Source organism: Scytonema sp. PCC 10023, assembly GCF_963920835.1.
GTDB lineage: Bacteria > Cyanobacteriota > Cyanobacteriia > Cyanobacteriales > Nostocaceae > Kalymmatonema.
The window spans coordinates 1-19,333 of record NZ_CAWUDP010000144.1 but is presented as its reverse complement, the minus strand read 5'-3'; the positions used below and the strand labels follow the sequence as shown (position 1 = coordinate 19,333).

Annotated in this window: 11 protein-coding genes and 4 pseudogenes; 3 read left to right on the top strand and 12 right to left on the bottom strand. The window is 43.4% G+C overall.

What is annotated here, in order from left to right; genetic code table 11:
- Window positions 1-6 precede the first annotated feature (6 nt).
- The 5 genes and pseudogenes from ACM0OZ_RS43885 to hypD form a co-directional block, all read right to left on the bottom strand.
- Entirely contained in the window at window positions 7-627 is a 621-nt protein-coding gene (locus ACM0OZ_RS43885) for a hypothetical protein (protein ID WP_414589182.1), read from the bottom strand.
- A gap of 623 nt (window positions 628-1,250) precedes the next feature.
- Window positions 1,251-1,616, bottom strand: a pseudogene (locus tag ACM0OZ_RS43880) (hypothetical protein); the annotation flags it as partial.
- Window positions 1,617-2,162: 546 nt separating this feature from the next.
- The gene (gene hypE, locus ACM0OZ_RS43875) at window positions 2,163-3,206 is read right to left on the bottom strand and encodes a hydrogenase expression/formation protein HypE (RefSeq protein WP_414589181.1); all 1,044 of its coding nucleotides are present in this window, start codon (window positions 3,204-3,206) and stop codon (window positions 2,163-2,165) included.
- 53 nt (window positions 3,207-3,259) lie between these two features.
- A pseudogene (locus ACM0OZ_RS43870) lies at window positions 3,260-3,449 on the bottom strand (hypothetical protein).
- Window positions 3,450-3,524: 75 nt separating this feature from the next.
- A pseudogene (gene hypD / locus ACM0OZ_RS43865) lies at window positions 3,525-4,577 on the bottom strand (hydrogenase formation protein HypD); the annotation flags it as partial.
- Window positions 4,578-4,680: 103 nt separating this feature from the next.
- Between hypD and ACM0OZ_RS43860 the strand changes: the two are divergent.
- Window positions 4,681-5,409 (top strand): glycoside hydrolase family 16 protein, encoded by a 729-nt coding sequence (locus ACM0OZ_RS43860; RefSeq protein ID WP_414589180.1) that lies wholly within the window; start codon window positions 4,681-4,683, stop codon window positions 5,407-5,409.
- Window positions 5,410-5,529: 120 nt separating this feature from the next.
- Window positions 5,530-5,667 (top strand): hypothetical protein, encoded by a 138-nt coding sequence (locus tag ACM0OZ_RS43855; RefSeq protein ID WP_414589179.1) that lies wholly within the window; start codon window positions 5,530-5,532, stop codon window positions 5,665-5,667.
- 152 nt (window positions 5,668-5,819) lie between these two features.
- Here the strand turns inward: ACM0OZ_RS43855 and ACM0OZ_RS43850 are convergent, their stop codons facing one another.
- The 7 genes and pseudogenes from ACM0OZ_RS43850 to ACM0OZ_RS43820 form a co-directional block, all read right to left on the bottom strand.
- Window positions 5,820-9,521 carry a WD40 repeat domain-containing protein gene (locus tag ACM0OZ_RS43850; RefSeq protein ID WP_414589178.1) on the bottom strand — a complete coding sequence of 1,234 codons (3,702 nt, stop codon included), beginning with the start codon at window positions 9,519-9,521 and terminating at the stop codon, window positions 5,820-5,822.
- Window positions 9,522-9,539: 18 nt separating this feature from the next.
- Window positions 9,540-10,571 (bottom strand): CHAT domain-containing protein, encoded by a 1,032-nt coding sequence (locus tag ACM0OZ_RS43845; RefSeq protein ID WP_414589177.1) that lies wholly within the window; start codon window positions 10,569-10,571, stop codon window positions 9,540-9,542.
- Between the two features lie 1,082 nt (window positions 10,572-11,653).
- Window positions 11,654-12,681: pseudogene (locus ACM0OZ_RS43840) on the bottom strand (dihydroorotate dehydrogenase-like protein).
- Between the two features lie 69 nt (window positions 12,682-12,750).
- Window positions 12,751-12,957: a hypothetical protein gene (locus tag ACM0OZ_RS43835; protein WP_414589176.1), complete on the bottom strand. Its 207-nt coding sequence runs from the start codon at window positions 12,955-12,957 to the stop codon at window positions 12,751-12,753.
- 76 nt (window positions 12,958-13,033) lie between these two features.
- A complete protein-coding gene (nifJ, locus tag ACM0OZ_RS43830) occupies window positions 13,034-16,708 on the bottom strand; it encodes a pyruvate:ferredoxin (flavodoxin) oxidoreductase (protein ID WP_414589183.1) in 3,675 nt (1,224 codons plus the stop codon).
- A gap of 228 nt (window positions 16,709-16,936) precedes the next feature.
- On the bottom strand, window positions 16,937-17,641 hold the full coding sequence (locus ACM0OZ_RS43825; RefSeq protein ID WP_414589175.1) for a pentapeptide repeat-containing protein: 705 nt from the start codon (window positions 17,639-17,641) through the stop codon (window positions 16,937-16,939).
- A 31-nt stretch (window positions 17,642-17,672) separates the two neighbouring features.
- Window positions 17,673-18,197 carry a pentapeptide repeat-containing protein gene (locus ACM0OZ_RS43820; protein ID WP_414589174.1) on the bottom strand — a complete coding sequence of 175 codons (525 nt, stop codon included), beginning with the start codon at window positions 18,195-18,197 and terminating at the stop codon, window positions 17,673-17,675.
- Between the two features lie 325 nt (window positions 18,198-18,522).
- Here ACM0OZ_RS43820 and ACM0OZ_RS43815 point away from each other — a divergent pair, with 325 nt between their 5' ends.
- On the top strand, window positions 18,523-19,290 hold the full coding sequence (locus tag ACM0OZ_RS43815; RefSeq protein WP_414589173.1) for a biotin/lipoyl-binding protein: 768 nt from the start codon (window positions 18,523-18,525) through the stop codon (window positions 19,288-19,290).
- The last annotated feature ends 43 nt before the right edge of the window (window positions 19,291-19,333 follow it).

Here is a 19,333-nt window from a genome sequence, read left to right as displayed (position 1 = left end):
CCCAAATCAAGTCAAAAGTAGATTACCACAATCTGGCATTAGTGGGATAGGTTCAAACAACAAACGCCCATAGGAATACTTTAAGTTCAGCAATCCATTGCGGGGGCTAAGTGAGTTATTGGCTACCTTCAGTGGTGCCCAGTAAAAATTGTTGGTGACAAGCCCCAAACCTCGCACAGGAATTCGACTTACTGGACTTCCAAGAAGATAGCGATTTCCGTCCAAAATGTACGGACTGTCATTTTGCCAGAATGAGGCGTATGGCACAAAAAGGAGATTGGGATTATCACCATAGAAAAAAGCAAAATTGCGAAAGTTTTCCTCTCCCCCAGCTGCTCGCATTAGCAAGTCGTAGTAACTAGGTCTGTTTTTAGACTCAAGTAATTGTTGAAGTACTGTTGCAAACTTGTTGCAGCCAAGACCAAACCCTACGGTACATTCAGAAATACCTTGCATTTCGGAAAGATCCTGTCCTGATAGCTGGTATTGGAGATACATTGGCTCTAGTCCTGGTTGGACACCGTAGCGACCTACATTCAGTTGAGCAGAAGCTTCTTGGCACACAGTCAATACTGCCATCAAGGACGAGAAAGCAATTGCGATTCTTTTGACGCGGGACTTAGACAAGATTAACCTCCAGTAAGCAACTAACACCCAACTTTCTCCAAAACTGGGTAGGAATTTAAATTCTCTTGTGAGTCGATATTCGTTGTGATTGTCCTTGCAGTGCGACACAGCTGCGCCGTAAGTTCTGCAGGCAGGCACTTTCAGCACGTAGTGTGCGCAAAGCGTTTACAGCACGCAAAGCACCAATTGCCTAAAGGGCGGCTACCTCTGGGAGTATTACCGCTTGCGGCGCTCGGCTGAGTCCTTTTCAAGACAGCCTGCGCTTTGCGCATACGTCCAATAGCTCCTGTAGGGCGCCCTACACCATGCCTTTATGCGGCTCCTCCGGAGTAGAGCGCCCTCGGCGAGTGATCTGCACCTGGAGCGCTTTGCGCAGCGCCCTTAGTAGCGATCGCTATACCCTTAAGTTCTTCCCTGTCAGAGGGTGAAGTGAGACGACCTAACTTAATTAAGCAAACAGATATCGACGTTCTTTAGTCATTGTGCGGAGATGCTTACCCTGACCATCTTTATTCCATAAAACAAGTATGAGGAACTTGTGAGGATTTATACTACATTCAAAGAACTTAACTCAGATCTTGCACCTGGAAATTTGAATGTCAATTCCAAGACTTACGTGCCAAATTTCTCAGGCGTTCAATATCTTGTAGAATAAGGTACACCACCAAGTGCGGCAATATAATTTGGAACGCGATTTCTGCGGCTTGTCCCCAATCAGGTAGGTATGCCGGGGCGATCGCTATCGATAAATAGGCCCAATGCGCTAAAACATAGGAAATAAGAGACAGCACGAACCAACGATAAACCCCTAAAAGGATTCCTTGTCCCTTCGGGTTTGCAGTCGCCTAGGTCGGGAAACCCTCCTGCAGCGCTGACTCACCGAAACGGTGCAACCCAAAACGGTGTTTTGCGGTTTTAAACCAACCCTCAATCTGCCATCGTCGTTTACCCCACCAAGAAATAGTACTGGCTTTGAGAGCTTTGGTAGAAAAAGGCACGCTTGTGACTTGCTTTTACTGTGTTGAGGTAAGGGATACCCCTGTGCTTCCAAGAACAATCCCAACATCGCTCCCTCGATTTTCTTGTTGGTAAACAGCTATGCTCAATGACAGCAAAGTGTAAACGCGCGTTTTGGGCGTGGGCAAGAATTGAAACCATTTTTCTTGCTTATCTAAATGCATTTCACGCCTTTTCTCTCATATTTTGGACATTTTCACAAATAAGCGCCACTCTCATTATTAACGATCGCATACGCCTACGGCTCACTACAAGGAACATCATGCCCTAACAAAACGTGCTATCACATTTTTGGCAAAATACGTGATTTTCTAAGTGTAATAGTAATTTAAAATACTAAACTAACCATAAGTTTTCTGCTGATTCTAGTGTCACACTTTTGTACTCTTTATTTGTTTTTTACGGGTTTATTCGGTAGGTGCAAGATCTGAGTTAACAAATATGTTATTAAAGGTTAATGTTTATACTTTGAACAAATGACTAGGCGATTGTTTCTAAAATAATTATTAATTGTTTCTTCAACAAATTCGCGGTAACTGTTCCCCGCTCAACATATCAACAATACGACTAGCACCAATTTTGCTTTTCATCTTCACCACACCAGCAGATTTCTCGGTCACACTGCCAATAATGCAAGGATTAGTATGAGCCTGCATGATTGCTAAAGCTTTCTGGGTATCTGCTGCTGGTACAAAAGCCACAAAACGCCCTTCATTAGCCACATACAAGGGGTCAAACCCTAAAATTTCACACGCCCCTTGCACATCTTCACGCACGGGAATCTGATTTTCATCAATGGTAATTTCAACACCAGCAGCTTCAGCAATTTCATTTAACGCACTCGCTAAACCTCCCCGCGTCAAATCTCGCAGACAATGAATTTCTATCCCTGCTGCTAAAAGCTGCAACACTAAACCGGCAAGGGGTGCTGAGTCACTTTCTATTGTCGTCTCAAACTCTAATCCTTCTCTGACAGCCATAATAGCAATGCCATGTCGCCCAATGTCGCCATTCAAAAGCAGCACATCTCCCTTTTGAACGCTTTGTGGTAAAATTTCTTGCTCGTGTTCAATAATGCCAATGCCTGTGGTGTTAATAAAAATTCCATCCCCCTTACCTCTGTTAACGACTTTGGTGTCGCCAGTGACTATTTGCACGTCCGCTACTCGTGCTGCGTGCTGAATTGATTGCACTACCCGCCATAGAGTTTCCATCGGTAAGCCTTCTTCCAAAATGAAACTTAGACTTAGGTAAAGGGGACGCGCACCCGCCATTGCCAAATCGTTGACAGTACCATTCACTGCTAACGAACCAATATCACCACCAGGGAAGAATAATGGTTGAACAACATAAGAATCAGTCGTAAAAGCTATTTTGCCACTTGTGAGATGAAGAGTAGCTGCATCATGTTGGGAGTTATTGAAACTGCCAAAAGTAGACAGAAACATTTGTGAAATCAACTGATGCATTAATTTGCCACCACCACCATGTGCTAGCAAAACGGTAGGATATTGTTGAATCGGTAGGGGACAGGTGACGGTAAAATCCTCAAAGGTTGTCATAACTGTTTATTTCGACTGCTCACTCAGAATAATCTGCGTATTTGCTAATCTGCTCATTGTTCTCTCTTGTGCGCTTTAGCAATCAAACTTTCAGCCATCTCAATTGCGATTACAATCAATTCTTGTTCTTGCTGTCCTTTGCCTCCCTCATCACTTATCGCTGGATAAATATGAGGATTGGCAAGCATTCTGTGCTAATAATTGTACGGCAATTTGTTTGACTTGACCTGCTTGTGATTCCATCTTTCTCCTTTCCTCCCAAATCCGCAATTTTAAATATTAATTAAAAATTCAGTACCTACGCTATCCAAACAAAACTCATACTTTTATCGCTGATTGATGCCGATAGCGATAATATGCAGCACAAGCACCTTCAGATGACACCATTGGCGCACCCAGGGGATGTTCTGGGGTACAACTTCTGCCAAAGGCAGAACATTCGTAGGGTTTCTTCACACCTTGTAAAATGAGTCCACTGATACATTCGGCAGATTCTTGCACAGTGAAACTATCAAGGTAAAAACGCTTTTGGGCATCAAATTGAGCGTATTTCTCACGTAATCCCAACCCACTTTGTGGAATCTCACCGATTCCTCGCCAGTTTCGCGGCACAATTTCAAACACTTCTTGAATGAGTTGCTGTGCTACTTCATTTCCACTACGGCGCACTGAACGTATGTACTGATTTTCTACTAACGCTTGTCCCTCCTCGAACTGTTTGATACACAAATACACACCTTGGAGAATATCTAACGGCTCAAAACCTGTAACCACAATCGGAACATGATATTTTTTGGCAATGGGTTCGTATTCGCTATACCCCATGACAGTGCAAACGTGTCCCGCCGCTAAAAAGCCTTGCACTTGATTGTCAGGTGAAGCAAGAATCGCGTCCATTGCTGGTGGAACGAGTACATGAGACACCAGTAGAGAAAAGTTATGAATTCCTTGCTGATGCGCCTGGTACACTGCCATCGCTGTCGCAGGTGCAGTCGTTTCAAACCCCACCGCGAAGAAGACAACTTGTTTTTCTGGGTTAGCTTGAGCAATTTTAAGAACATCCAGTGGCGAATAAATGATTCGGATATCACCGCCGCTTGCTTTGATGGCGAGTAAGTCTGTTTGGCTACCGGGTACTCGTAGCATATCGCCAAAGGAACAAAAGATAACGTTTGGCTTTGAAGACAAAGCAATTGCTTTATCAAGCAATTCCACAGGTGTCACGCAAACCGGACAACCAGGACCATGAATTAACGTAATCTCTTTAGGGAGAAGTTCATCTATGCCAAATTTGACAATAGAATGCGTCTGTCCCCCACAAATTTCCATAATTGTCCATGGTTTGGTGGTAATGGCAGAAATTGCTTGCGCATACTTTTTATATGTATTCTAATAAAATTGAAATTTCCAGATGCAAGATATAAGCGCCCCACGAGGGGTTAAAAACCCGTGAATATTTAGGAGAAAAAGAAAAATGGGTGACACAAAAATTCTTAAATTCTCAGGCTATGATTGGCTAGTGCGACCTGATGAAACAGATATGCCTGGTCCAGACAAACCTAATAATTGGAGAAGTAATAATGTCTGGGTTGACGAAGATGGTTTACTACACCTCAAGATTACTCAAGAAAATGGAAAGTGGTACTGTGCCGAACTTCACACAATAAAAAATTTGGGATTTGGAAAGTACCAATTTCACGTAATTGGTCGTATAGACCTGTTTGACCCAAATATCGTATTGGGGTTATTCAATTTTGAAGAAGGTGTTACTGAAAATGGAAAAAATGAAATAGATATTGAAATAGCAAGATGGACCAATCCTGGGGGTACAAATGGTCAATTTAAAGTTTGGCCTAGTGATCCTAGTGTTCCTCAACTACCGGACTGTAAAGAACTACCGGACTGTCTACCGGACTGTGAAGATACATATAAATTCAGTTTTTCTTTAAATGGAACCTACACAACACATCGATTTGTTTGGACTAGCGAAAAGGTAGATTTTCAAAGTCTTCACGATCATACGAACAATGATGAATTTGAAATAGAGGCTTGGTCCTATCAACGCGATGTTAGTTCTAAAAGGATTCCCCAGCAGCCTCTGAGAGTGCATATCAACCTTTGGTTGTATGATAGTAAGCCACCAACTGACAAAAAAGAAGTAGAGGTTATCATCAAGAGTTTTCAGTTTACACCAGCTTCCTAGTTTGTCATGCAGCGTATTACAGCAATTTTCAGGTAGTTATATCAAGTTCGGTTAAATACTTATCATCACCCTAAGAACCCCACCCCGGTAAAGCTGCGCTTCACCTCCCCTTCACCACACGTGGTAGAGGGATTAAGGGAGCCAGTGCGTTGCGGAGCCAGCACTGAAGACGGAGAAGCCAGTGCAGGTGACTGGCGTTGGGGTTCCCCCCGTTGTAGCAACTGGCGTGGTGGGGTGCAGCTAACGTGGAAATCATAACTAATTAGCCGGACATCATATTAGACCACAGTCGTAGGGGCGCTCTTGCTTGCGCCCTTACATACGGTGTGGTTCATTTATATGAAAACTGCTGTAATACACCTACACTTTTATAATCGGGTAAAGGACAGGCTATTAAACGCATAAAGAAGCTATTTGTCCCAGACATACTTTTGACAGATTAACGCTGCTGATTTGGCAACCTGAGTTTGAGGTTCGACAAGGACAGAATGCCCTCGTAACGTCTTGCACCCCAACTGAAGCAAAGTTTGCCAAGTACCACCTTGCCACAAGCGCATTTTGCTATCCCAAGCACCACTAGCGATAGTATGTCCATCTGGACTGATAGCAACTGACCAAACACCCCCGTCATGCCCCATTAAAGGGGTACCAATGGGATTGCCATTAATGTCCCACAGTCTCACCGTCTTGTCTTCACCGCTACTAGCAATGTACTGCCCGTCCGGGCTAAAGGCAACTGAAAATATTTGACTCTCATGCCCTTTGAAGGGTTGATCAATTTGTTTGCCGTTCATGTCCCATAAGCGCAATGTTTTATCCGAACTGCCGCTGACAATATAGTTTTTATCTGGGCTAATGGCAATTGAAGTAACTTTATCCTCATGCCCTTTAAATGGCTCCCTAATTGGCTCTCCTTTGAGGTTCCACAGTCTAATTGTCTTATCATCACTGCCACTGATAATGTACTTGCCATCTAAGCTGAAGGTAACTGAGTTAACCCCACCCTCGTGTTTGAGTAAGAACTTAACAATAAGATTGCCTTTGATATCCCACAATCGCAATGTCTTATCTTCTCCACCACTGACAATATACTTGCTATCTGGACTGAAAGCGATCGCTTGGACAGGATCGAGATGACCCTTCAAGGGTTTACTAACAGGATTACCCTTAATATCCCATAACCGTATCGTGCCGTCTTGACTGCTACTAGCAATATACTGTCCATCTGGGCTGAATACTGCTTTGAGAACACCACTTTCATGTCCGGGGAAGGTCTTAATAAGGTTGCCTTGAATGTCCCACAACCGTACTTTCCCATCCAAACAGGCACTGACGATATATCGCTCATCTGGACTAAAGGCAACTGACTTCACTTCCCAATCATGCCCAATAGGTTTACCAATAGAGCTTTTCTCTGTATCCCACAATCTAATTGTGCCGTCCTCACTACCACTGATAATAGTTTTTCCATCCCGGCTAATGGTAACCGAAGTTACAGCTGCCTCATGTCCTTGAAACGCTTGACCAATTGGGTTACCCTTAAGGTCCCATCTTCGTACTGTCTTGTCAGAACCACCACTGATAATAGTTTTTTTATCCGTAAAGGTAACTGACTTAACTGCCCCCTCATGTCCTCTAAAAGGTTGACTAATTAGCTTACCGTTTATGTCCCATAACCTGACTGTTTGGTCATCGCTGCCACTAACAATGTACTTTCCGTCTGGACTAAAGGCGACTGAGAAGACTTTACTACCTACTTTAAAAGGTTCACGAACGGGGTTGCCCTTGAGATCCCACAACGTGATTGTGCTGTCAGCGCCACTAACTATGTACTGCCCATCAGGGCTAAAGGCAACTGAATAAATATTTTTTTCTTGCGCTTTAAAGGGTTTATTAATGAGGTTGCCTTTCATGTTCCATAACCTCAGTGTGCCATCCCAAGGGCCACTAAGAATATACTTTCCGTCTGGACTGAAAGCGACTGAATGAACAGTTCTTTGATGTCCCTGAAAAGGGTTACCAATGGGCTTGCCGTTTTTTATGTCCCACAACCTCAATGTCTTGTCCTCACTGCCAGTAACAATATATTTTCCATCTGGAGAGAAAGCAAGGGCAGGAACGCGCTTGGTATGTCCTTTTAAGTGAGCAATCAGGTTACCTTTGAAATCCCACAACTGAACTGTCTTATTAAGATTGCTGTTGGCAATATACTTTCCATCTGGGCTAATGCGGACCGAGAGGACATCACCCCCATGACTTCTCAAAATATTGCGTTCTATAGTACCTTTTTGGGCTATTTGTACAGCCGATAGTAAACTAGACTGAACTTCCCTTGGAGGAACCCGAGAAAACAATGACTGGCTTGAACCAATAGCATCAATCGCTTGAACCAATCCCTCTATTGGATTAGTCTGTAACAAACTCTCTGCCGATGTTGCTTTTGAGATTGCAGTCTGCTCTACTGATTTCTGCCATTGCCATGCAACAACTCCAGCTAACATCAAAGCTAGCACTAAGCTGCCAGTTAGCGATGAAATAGTCAGTTGTCGCTTGCGCCTTTGTTTTTTGCTTTGTTGCTTACGCAGTTCCACACTCAGCCCAATGAAACTCCTCTCAAGCGAACTCAATTCTATAAAACGTTTGGCTTGCCAGTCTTCTGCGTCCACCAGTGGCTTTCCTCGCAACAGGGCACCTTCATCAAAGCCACTACTCTCCCAAGTACGCATCGCCACCCGCAACTGTTCTTGCCAAGTACGAAAACAACGGTCTGCATCCATCCATTGTCGCAGTTCACCCCAGTTGCGAATCAAGGCTTCATGGACAACCTCTACTGTTTCTTGATCCGCAGCATTACGACTCGTAACCACTAATCGCGCATCTGCTAAGTGTTTTATTAATCCCCAGCTTGCTTGACTCAATTCGGCTTTCGTTGCTAGTCGTCGCGTATCCTCGGTTCCCTCCCCTGGACGCACCAATTGGATAAAAATCCGCCGTACCTGTTCCTGCTCAGTCGCGCTCAACTTGCAATAATTTTCATCTGCATGACGAGCCAATGCACCTTGTACCTTACCAATTTCCTCATAAGCAGCATGAGTTAACTGTTTACCCTTTCGCCGTTTCCACAATTGTGTTAAAGCAAATTCTAGCAGAGGTAAATTACCAGGCTCATCTTTCACATCATCTAAGATACGCTTTACCAATGCAGTTTCAAAACCTACCCCTAACTTTTCAGCAGGCTTTTCAATTACTTGTGAAAGTTCTTCATGATTCATCGACCTAATTTTGACATCAGCATTTCGCAACAAATCTCCAAATTGAGGAATTGAGAGGGCATCCCCCAAAAAATCCGCCCGCATTGTTGCAACTAGCACATTATTATATTGAGTTATCGAAGGTGAAGATTGAAAACTGGCTAATAAAGTGTCTAAAAAACTACGGCGAATTTTCTGTTCTGTGCATAGAGTGTAAAGTTCTTCAAACTGGTCTGCAATCAACAATAAGCGATGATTTGGATGCAGGCGCTGGATATGGGAAAGTATATCATGAAGAGTGATTACACTGTCCCCAAGGGCTTGTGCCAACTTGCGAGCTTGAATTATTTGTGTAGTAGAATCACCAGATGTGTAGAGTGGTACTAACGCCTCAGCTAAAGCATGAAAAGGGTCAGAACCCGGACGGAAGTGAGTAAATAACCAGTCACCTTCTTTTTGTAGCTTTGGTACTAATCCCGCCAATACCACTGAAGATTTTCCACTTCCCGATCCCCCCAATACGGGTATAAAATTACGTTTTTGAGTGGCAGCAAAAAGTTCTTGTACAAATACCTCACGTCCAAAGAAAACATCCGCGTCATTGGGACCAAAGTGAAACAAACCGCGATAGGGACAGGGAAGATTGTCATCAGGAGCACTAGTAGATTCAATAGGTACTGGTACTATCTGGGTATCTTCACGGTAATAGTAGTTGTATATTATTGATATACTACCTTCGACTGTACCAAATGCATTACCGCCGTTCATCTTTCCAATAGATTGGTTATTGTTACCTTTCAAATGCTGTTGAATATCAGTTGAAGGCGGCTGTAATGGTTGAGGTGTTGATTTAGTTGACATAAGTTATAGCTCCAGGCATTACATATTTACATTGCCGTGTACTTTACCAATAGCCTTAGCATTACCCTCCATTTTTCCAATCACTTGGTTGCCAGTTCCACTGATATCTTGGTGGATATTATCACCACCCACTGTGGTCGATTGTTCTTGGAAAATCTGAGCAATTTCTGCTGCTAGAGATGAATCACGCTCCAGGATTTTCTTGAGTTGTTGCCGCAAAGCAGCTTGGGAATCCTCATCCAGAGGATTTTTCACTAGATCCATCGCTGCTTCTTGAGTAGCTTCCTTAGCTTCTACCTTTGGTTGCAATTTACCCCAGATAACAGTAGCCTTTCGCCAAACATCCTCACCTAGTTTCTGGGATGCACCTTCTCCTGTCTTATTGCTCACATTCAGTAGAAATGGCAGACAGGGTGCTAAAAATTCAACCAGTAACGCTATATCCATTGGTTTATGTGGTTTATCTATATTTACTCTTGTTTTAATAACTGGAATCTCCGATTGGGAAAGGCTTTCTAGTTTAATCGCCACTAAACCTTCCTTAAATGCTCTTTGAAACACGTCTCCCGATTCTGAAGTTTTATAACCCAATCCATCATAAAAACCTTGAGCAAACTCAATTGCAGATTTATCCTGAATCTGCTGGTTCATGCCAATGGCATAATTAATATATTCACTAATTGCTTCAGCAGATTTGACAGAGTGACAAGCATTTAACAGCACGCAGTTGACATAATCCGCGTGTAACTCAAAAAGTGATGCCAGTCCGCATGGTGAAACAGCTTTGTTCTGTCCCCCATCGTCTTCTAACAGCAAACTACCATCCTCCAAACCATGTCCGCAAAAATGGACGATTTGGGGCTGTTCTTCTGCAATAGCACGGCGAATATCAGTCGGGCGGACAGCAGTCCTAAGCGTAATCTTGAATAAATCTCGCTTTGCAGCGCGGCGGATAGCTTCTTCAATTAAACGAATTTCCTTATCCAAGCGTAAACTATGGGGAATTGCAGTCAGGATCAAGATTGTTTTGACACACACGCTGTTACTCATAAATTTAGAGAAAGGGTTAGTACTTACGTAAAAAACATAGTAGTTGGGCTAAGGCTAGAGTTGCTGACATGAAATGCCCAAGTATTTCAGAAGATTGCTCTGACTAGCTTTTAGCCGTTATCTACTGAAGCACAGAAAAGTTTACACTGTTCCTGTTTTCAGCAGAGTGGGAACTTTATGATCATGCTCAAAGCAGATATCTGCCATTTGCAGACGCTCAAGCGAACCTTGAAAGGGTGAAGTTCCATATCCAAAAACTAACTCGGAACATTGAAGTGGCACTTAGCATAAGGTGGTAGCTTCCCTAGCATTAGGCCTAGTTAGATGCACATACTAGTTATTCAAGAGAAATATCATGTATTCCAGAATATTTATCGCAAAAAGGGGCATTTTCGTGGAACGCACGCTTTGTGCGGGTTATTTTCGACGGCTTACGAGCGCAAGCTTGTCGAAAATAACCCGCAGCCATGAAAGTAATTAAAATAAAGGCCCTTAAAAATATTTGGTAAATACCAATAAAAACGTAGATTTATTCACGTTCTATTTAAGAATAGATATCAAACGTGAGTAACTGGTGAGAATTTTGTAAAATTGTATGAACAGAAATTGAAGAAGGCAGAAGTACGAAGGCAGAGGGCAGAAGGTTCCGTAAGATGGGGGATTGGGACCCCTGCTAAACGTAGCGACTGAACTTTGTTCAGTCGGGGTCTTAAACCCTTGTTCCCGGAGGTCACGGGCAGAGGGCAGGAACCAGAATTCCCTTCAGCATAGCTGCCTCCTGCCCTCTGCCTTTCCCGATAAAATTAATACTGAGAGCATCCTAGGGCAAACGCATTAAAATTTTGCAAGGTGATAGTTGACAGTAAAATGCATATATGAATCTGACTTTTCACGGGCAGTTCTCAATATGTCAGTCATATTTAGACAGTTGAATATGCATTAATGAAATTCAATCATCCATTACTGTTTAGGACTACCAAAAATTCAACGATTTGGTAGTCATGGCAGAAATGGCTTGTGCATACTTTTGTGCTGCTTGAGCGTCTCGGTATTCGTCAATAAATTTTATTTTTTCATGATTTTCATCCAAAATAATGAGAGACTTCGTAAATGCTGTTCCATTCCGATTTGAAGGTTTGAATAGCACGCATATACTGGGCGCGTTCAAATGCACTTGGGTTAGGGCAATGCTGCTGGCTCATACTACCCTGCATTAGCTTGATAGATTCATACTCGTGTTCTTTCATCCATTCTCGTAGTTGCTGTTCAATCACTTCGATATATTTGATACCATGCTGTAACAGTACGGAACAAAGCATAGTAAGATCTGCACCTGCCATCAGCATTTTTACGACATCCTTTCCAGTATGAATGCCGCTCGTTGCAGCCAAATTCGCATTGATGCGCCCGTAGAGAATCGCAATCCACCTCAGCGGTAATCGCATCGCTTGTGGTGTACTCAATAGCACATTTGGTTCGACTTTCAATGTTTTGAGGTTGATATCTGGTTGATAAAAGCGGTTGAATAAGACCAAAGCGTCTGCTCCTGCTGTATCCAAACGCTTCGCCATATTCCCCATACTTGTGAAGTAAGGACTAACCTTGATGGCAACTGGAATTGTCACTACAGCTTTGACTGCTTTGAGAATGTCAATATAAGTTTGCTCAATTTGTTGAGCAGTCAAATCTATGTCTGTTGGAACATAGTAAATATTCAATTCAAGAGCTTCTGCTCCTGCTTGCTGAATCTGCTTTGCATAGCTCGTCCACCCAGAGATGAACCATTAAGACTGGCAATAATGGGAATACTCACCTTTTCCTTAGATTTACGGATATGATTGAGATATTCTTCTGGTCCCACCCGAAAAGCAGATGGTTCTGGGAAATAGGTAAGAGCTTCTGGGTAACTTTCGGTACCCTGGGTCAGGTGATGGTGTAGTTCGTAACGCTCTAACCGCAACTGCTCTTCAAAAAGCGAATCCATCACTACTGCACCTGCGCCTGCATCTTCCATCTGCTTGATATTATCGATGTCTATGGAAAGAGGAGATGCGGAAGGAACAAGCGGTGATTTCAGCTTTAATCCCATGTATGTTGTTGTTATGTCCATAATCAAATTCAAATTTTTATTGTTTAGAATCTTGTGGAAGTTGAGAAGCTGGCAGAGAAAGCGAAAAAATTACACCATCAGCGCCATCCAAATTAATGTAACGACTAACACCCAGAACCACATTCCTCCTATTCCAGGACTTGGTTCTGATTCTGACTTCGATATATCTTTAGAAAAGCCACAGTTTAAGCAAACCCATTCCTTTTCATCTTTGTCTACAAAGTCGTGCTTGCCACATTTAGGACACTCCGCAATTTCGTAATGTTTTTCAGACATAATTAACTCCTTGAACAAGAGAAGAAAGTTCGAGAAATTAAGGTATTTTCGATACTGAAATCAATTTCTCAAATGCTTAGGTTTGATGGCTCGTGGATAGCACAACATTTTCTACTGTGGATATGTCACTATGACGACCATTGGGTATATCTAATTGCCGTGCAGCTAAGTATTGGTAAAGCTTCCAGCGAGTGTTCACATCTTGTTGTGCCTGTTGCAGTAACTGTTTTGCCTGCTCTGGATGGCTCTTCGTCAACATCTTGAAGCGGTTTTCCAGGTACATATATTCTTCGACTGGAAGTTTAGGAATACGGGAGTCTAGTTGCAGTGGGTTTTCTCCTTGCTTGATGCGCTCAGGATGAAACCGATAAAGCAACCAGCGTCCAGAATCAACTGCAGCTTTTTGATTCTGCATTGCAGTACTCATATTAATGCCGTGGGCAATGCAATGGCTGTAGGCAATAATCAACGAAGGACCTGAATAAGCTTCAGCTTCTAAGAACGCTTTGAGGGTGTGTTCGTCTTTTGCACCCATCGCCACACTAGCAACATAAACATTACCGTAGGTCATAGCGATTAAACCTAAGTCTTTTTTCGCGGCGCTTTTACCAGAAGCTGCAAATTTAGCGATCGCACCACGCGGTGTAGATTTTGACATCTGTCCGCCTGTGTTGGAATACACTTCTGTATCTAAAACCAGGATGTTGACATTACGCCCACTTGCCAAAACATGGTCTAGTCCGCCAAAACCAATGTCATACGCCCAACCATCACCGCCGATAATCCAGACGCTCTTTTTCACCAGCAAATCGGCAAGGGATTTGAGATTTTGGAGTTTGGATCTTATATTATCGTTTTGTCTTGACGTTGCAGATAACGTCTCTACATTAGCTAGTAGCTCATCTAGCCGTTGTTTGAGCGCTGTAACTCGTTCACGCTGTTCGTAGATATCAGCTTCATCTTCTTGTTCTGCACTCAAGAGACTAGTCACTAATGTTTCGCCTATTTGCGGTGCAAGTTGTTTGAGGAGTTCACAAGCAAATTCTCGTTGTTTGTCGATGGAAAGACGGAAACCTAAACCAAATTCTGCATTGTCTTCAAATAGAGAATTTGACCAAGCAGGACCACGACCTTGAGCATTTTTCGTCCACGGGGTTGTTGGTAAATTACCGCCATAAATTGAGGAACAACCTGTGGCATTGGCAACAAGAGCGCGATCGCCAAACAATTGACTCACCAACTTAATGTAAGGAGTTTCCCCACAACCTGCACAAGCACCAGAAAACTCAAACAGCGGTTCCTGCATCTGCTGTTGGTTAATGTGTGTGAGCTTCAATTGCCGTCGGTCAGGATTCGGGAGACTTAAGAAGAAATCCCAGTTTGAGTGTTCTTGTTCCCGCAACGGTGCTTGCGGCTGCATATTAATTGCCTTCAGACGTGGTTGTGCCTTATTCTTGGCAGGACAAACATCGACACATATACCGCAGCCTGTACAATCTTCCGCTGCTACCTGAATTGTGAACTTCAACCCGTGCCAATCGTGCTCCCTAGCATTGGTACTTTTAAATGTTGCAGGTGCATTTTCTAGATGCTGTGGCTCGTAAACCTTACTGCGGATGACGCTATGGGGACAAACCATGACGCACTTGCCACATTGTACGCAAACATCCGAATCCCAAACCGGAATTTCCTGGGCAATATTGCGCTTCTCGTATTTGGCTGTCCCTGTCGGATAAGTCCCATCTGGTGGTAACGCACTTACAGGAACTTCATTACCGCATCCAGCAATCATCTTACCTAAGACTTCACGGACAAACTCCGGCGCAGTATCAGGTACTGGTGGATGTAATTCAATTGAACTATCAATGCGATTGGGAACTGAAACCTCATACAAATGCTCTAGCGTTTGGTCAACCGCTCGTAAATTCATTTCAACAATTTCATCGCCTTTCTTGCCATAGGTTTTTTCAATCGAGCGTTTTATTTGGGCTATTGCTTCATCTTTGGGTAAAACACCAGACAGAGCAAAAAAGCAAACTTGCATCACCGTGTTTATACGCCCACCCATGCCATTCTCATGAGCAACTTTATAGGCATTGATGACGTAAAACTTCAAGTGCTTGTTAACGATTTGCTCTTGCACTGTCCGAGGTAAATGCTGCCAAACTTCTTCTTTTGAGTATGGACTGTTGAGTAAGAATGTTCCTCCTGGAACAATATGCTTGAGCATATCGAAGCGTTCCAAGAATCCCCATTGATGACAGGCGACAAAATTGGCTTCGTTAATTAAATAGCTGGAACGGATAAGTTGAGAACCAAACCGTAAATGAGAGGTTGTGACAGAACCCGATTTTTTCGAGTCGTAAACAAAATAGCCTTGAGCGTAGTTATTAGTTTCTTCGCCAATAATTTTGATGGAATTTTTATTTGCCCCCACTGTACCATCGGAACCTAGACCGTAGAAGATAGCACGGACAACATTGTCTGATTCGATGCAAAATTCCGGGTCATAGTCTAGGCTGGTGTGGGTAATGTCCTCATGAATACCCACTGTAAAATGATTTTTTGGTTCATCTGCCCCTAGATTATCAAAGATAGCCTTAACCATTGCTGGTGTGAATTCTTTGGAAGATAACCCATAGCGACCACCGATGATTTTAGGAGGGAGGGAATTGGCTTTGTCTCGTCCTTCCCATGCTTCATATAAGGCGGTGACAACATCCAAATACAAGGGTTCGCCAGCGCTACCAAGTTCTTTGGTGCGATCTAGAACTGCGATCGCTTTCACAGTCTTAGGTAAACTCTCAACAAATTTTCTAGCATCAAAAGGACGATACAGCCGCACTTTTACCACGCCCACCTTATGACCATGAGTGTTAAGATAGTCTACTGTTTCATGCACCGCCTCACAACCTGAACCCATCAAAACCATGACGTGTTCAGCATCTTTAGCACCGTGATAGTCAAACAAGTGATAGTGTCTGTTTGTGAGTTCAGCAAACCTATCCATCACTTTTTGGACAATCTCTGGACAAGCAGCGTAGTAGGGATTTACTGTTTCCCGTGCTTGGAAATAAATATCTGGATTTTGTGCTGTTCCACGCAATACTGGATGATCAGGGGATAGTGCCCGTGCTCGATGTTCCAGAATCACATTTTCATCAATCAATGTTTGCAAGTCTTGCGGCGTTAATAACTCAACTTTGGAAATTTCATGGGAAGTGCGGAACCCATCAAAAAAGTGTAGAAAGGGAATTCTCGACTCTAGCGTTGCGGCGTGAGCAATCAGGGCAAAGTCGTGTGCTTCCTGTACAGAAGTGGAGCAAAGGAGCGCGAAACCTGTGGCACGAGTTGCCATCACATCACTATGATCACCGAAAATGGAGAGCGCTTGCGCTGCTAGAGAACGGGATGCAACATGAAAGACTGTTGGAGTCAGTTCCCCAGCAATCTTGTACATATTCGGTATCATCAACAACAAGCCTTGGGATGCTGTGAATGTAGTTGTGAGCGCCCCTGTTTGCAATGCACCGTGGATAGTACCAGCCACTCCGCCTTCATCCTGCATTTCAATAATTGTAGGAGCAGTACCCCAAAGATTAGGCTTTCCTTCTGCTGCCCAAGAATCTGCCCATTCGCCCATTGGTGTAGAGGGGGTGATGGGATAAATGGCAATGACTTCGTTAAGTTGATAAGCTATTTTTGCAACTGCCTCATTGCCGTCGATGGTGGCAAAACCTTTTTGTTGCATGACTGTCACCTGTGAATAATCACCAAGCATTTCTACACAACTGAACAAATCTTTGGTAGTTAGGGTTTGAGAAATTATCAATGGTTCTCAATTCCTAATCCCAAATAACTATGCGATTGCCCTTTCGGCAGTGCGCTACGCGCGATCGCTTTACCTTGAACTTAGACGATAATCTTGAAGAACTTGTGAGGAGGGAGGTTAATAATCAAAGTCCAATCAGGAGTCATGTTAATTGAAGCCGCGATCGCATATTCTGCCATTAGGCATGGTTGTTCCTTGCAAATTTGCTTCTTGTAGACTTTCTGCATGCAAGTTAGCTCCAGTTAAGTCAGCTTCACTCAAATCGGCTGCTTTTAAGCTTGCTCCACTCAAATTTGCTTCTGCTAAATTAGCTTTTCTCAGGTTAGCTTGTGCTAGGTTAGTCCCGACTAAGTTTGCTCCACTTAGGTTTGTCTGCTGTAAGTCAGCCTCTATCAAACTGGCGCGGCAAAAGTTAGCTCCCTCCAATTTGGCATTTCTCAAGGTGGCACTCAAAACGGTTTCAGCCAAGTTTGCTCCACTCAGGGATGCTTGATTCAAGTTCGCCCTACTCAGGTTAGCACCATTGAGATTGGCTCCATTCATATTTGCTTTCACGCAGCAAGCATTTTCTAACTTTGCTCCAACCAAGTTAGCCCCGATCAAATCAGTTCCATTCAGGTTAACTCCAATAAGGTTTGCCCCACTGAGATTGGCTCCAATTAGGTTTGCTCCACTCAAGTCTGCTGCTTCCAAGTCAGCCCCACTCAAGTTTGCCCCAATTAAATTGCTACCGTTCAAAGCTATTCCCTTAAGAACAGCTCGGTGGAAGTCTGCCCCATTCAAATCAAAGCCCTGGAAATTCCGTTTTCCAGTTGCATACTGTTTCAGTAGCTCATCTGCATTGATATTCATCTGTGTTGCACCCCCTAACTGCTAGCTATTTTCAATTGTGGATACTGCCATCAGGCATGATCGCTCCTTGCAAATTTGCCCCTCGCAGGTTAGTCTGGCTCAGATCAGCACGACTAAGATTGGCTCTTTGTAAGTCTGCGCCGTAAAGATTAGCTCCCTGTAAGTTAACGCCTTGGAGATTAGAATCCATAAGGTTTGCTCCTGCTAAGATTGCACCCCGCAAGTTAGCACTGGATAAATTTGCTTTGTGCAAAATCGCACCTGTTAGTACAGCTTCGCTGAGGTTAGCTTCATTTAAGTTAGCTTTGCTCAAATCCGCTCCACTGAGGTTAGCAATAATTAGGGTGGCTCGTTTCAGATTCGCCTCACCTAAATTCGCCATCACCAAGAACGCCCCACTGAGGTTCGCTCCACTTAGCACTGCTTGCAACAAGTTTGTCCGAATTAAATTTACTCCACTTAATTTTGCCTGAGTTAAGTTAATTCCTAATAAATCGGCTCTGCTGAAGTCGCGTTCGCCAGCAGCGTAACGTTGCAATAGTTCATCCCCATTCATAACATTCCTACCTAATTATTTTGCTGAGGATAAGGTGAAAGACAATACTTCAAATGAAACTACCTGCCTTAAAGTTGGATTTGTTTTAGTGTCCTCACAGGTTCCTCATTTTATTTTTCTACAACTGTAAGTGTAGTTGAAGTGTTATGAATACTCTCTCTACTTCAATTGTCGCCTGACTAGCTCACCTAGACGCAGAATGTTTAGAATCATTTACCCGAGTGAATTTAGTCGTAGGAAAAGCTCATAATTTATTCCATAAGCTCTACAAAAGGCAATAAGGTTTTTCCAAAAAAGTTATAGATTATACTCACATAAACTAACAATGGTTGCAACTAAAGACCAAAACTCAACAAAGTCAGTATCCCTACAGCCAGCTACGATACCAAAAGCAAGGGTAGGTAAAAAGCTTACTCCCTGGGTGATTGGTATAGCTATTATTACTACCATAGGTGTGGGTGCGACTTATGTTATTTCCCAAACGCAAAAACAAAACCCGACTCTAACTCCTACTGAGAATATTGTTCCAGCAACTAAAGTGACAGCCTTGGGAAGACTAGAGCCACAGGGAGAAGTCATTAAGTTATCTGTTGCTAATGCCCAAGATAGTCGGGTCAATAAATTACTAGTAGAAGAAGGCGATCGCGTTCAAGCCGGGCAAGTGATTGCAATTCTGCAAGGACTCGATAAAAAGCAGGCGGAACTAGCCGAGGCAAAACAAAATCTCGCTGTGGAGCAAGCGAAACTAACTCAAATTAAAGCAGGGGAGGCAAAACAGGCAGAAATTGCCGCGCAAGAAGCCACTATTGCCCGATTAGAAGCCCAGTTACGCACAGAAACTGCCGAGAGAAAAGCAGCAGTAGCTCGTGCCGAAGCTGAGTTGTGGAATGCACAAATCAACTATCAGCGCTATCAAACTTTGCAACAAGAAGGAGCCTCAAGCCTTTCGGCTTTAGACGACAGGCGAGAGGCTTATCAAACAGCTCAATCTCGGCTAAATGAAGCGAACGCGCAACTAGCAAACACCACATCCACCTTAGAAAAGCAGATCCAAACACAAAAGGCGATGTTGCAAAAACTTACTGGAGTTTAGACTAGTTCGCGGTGCGAAACTGCAAACCTTTACGGCGATTGAT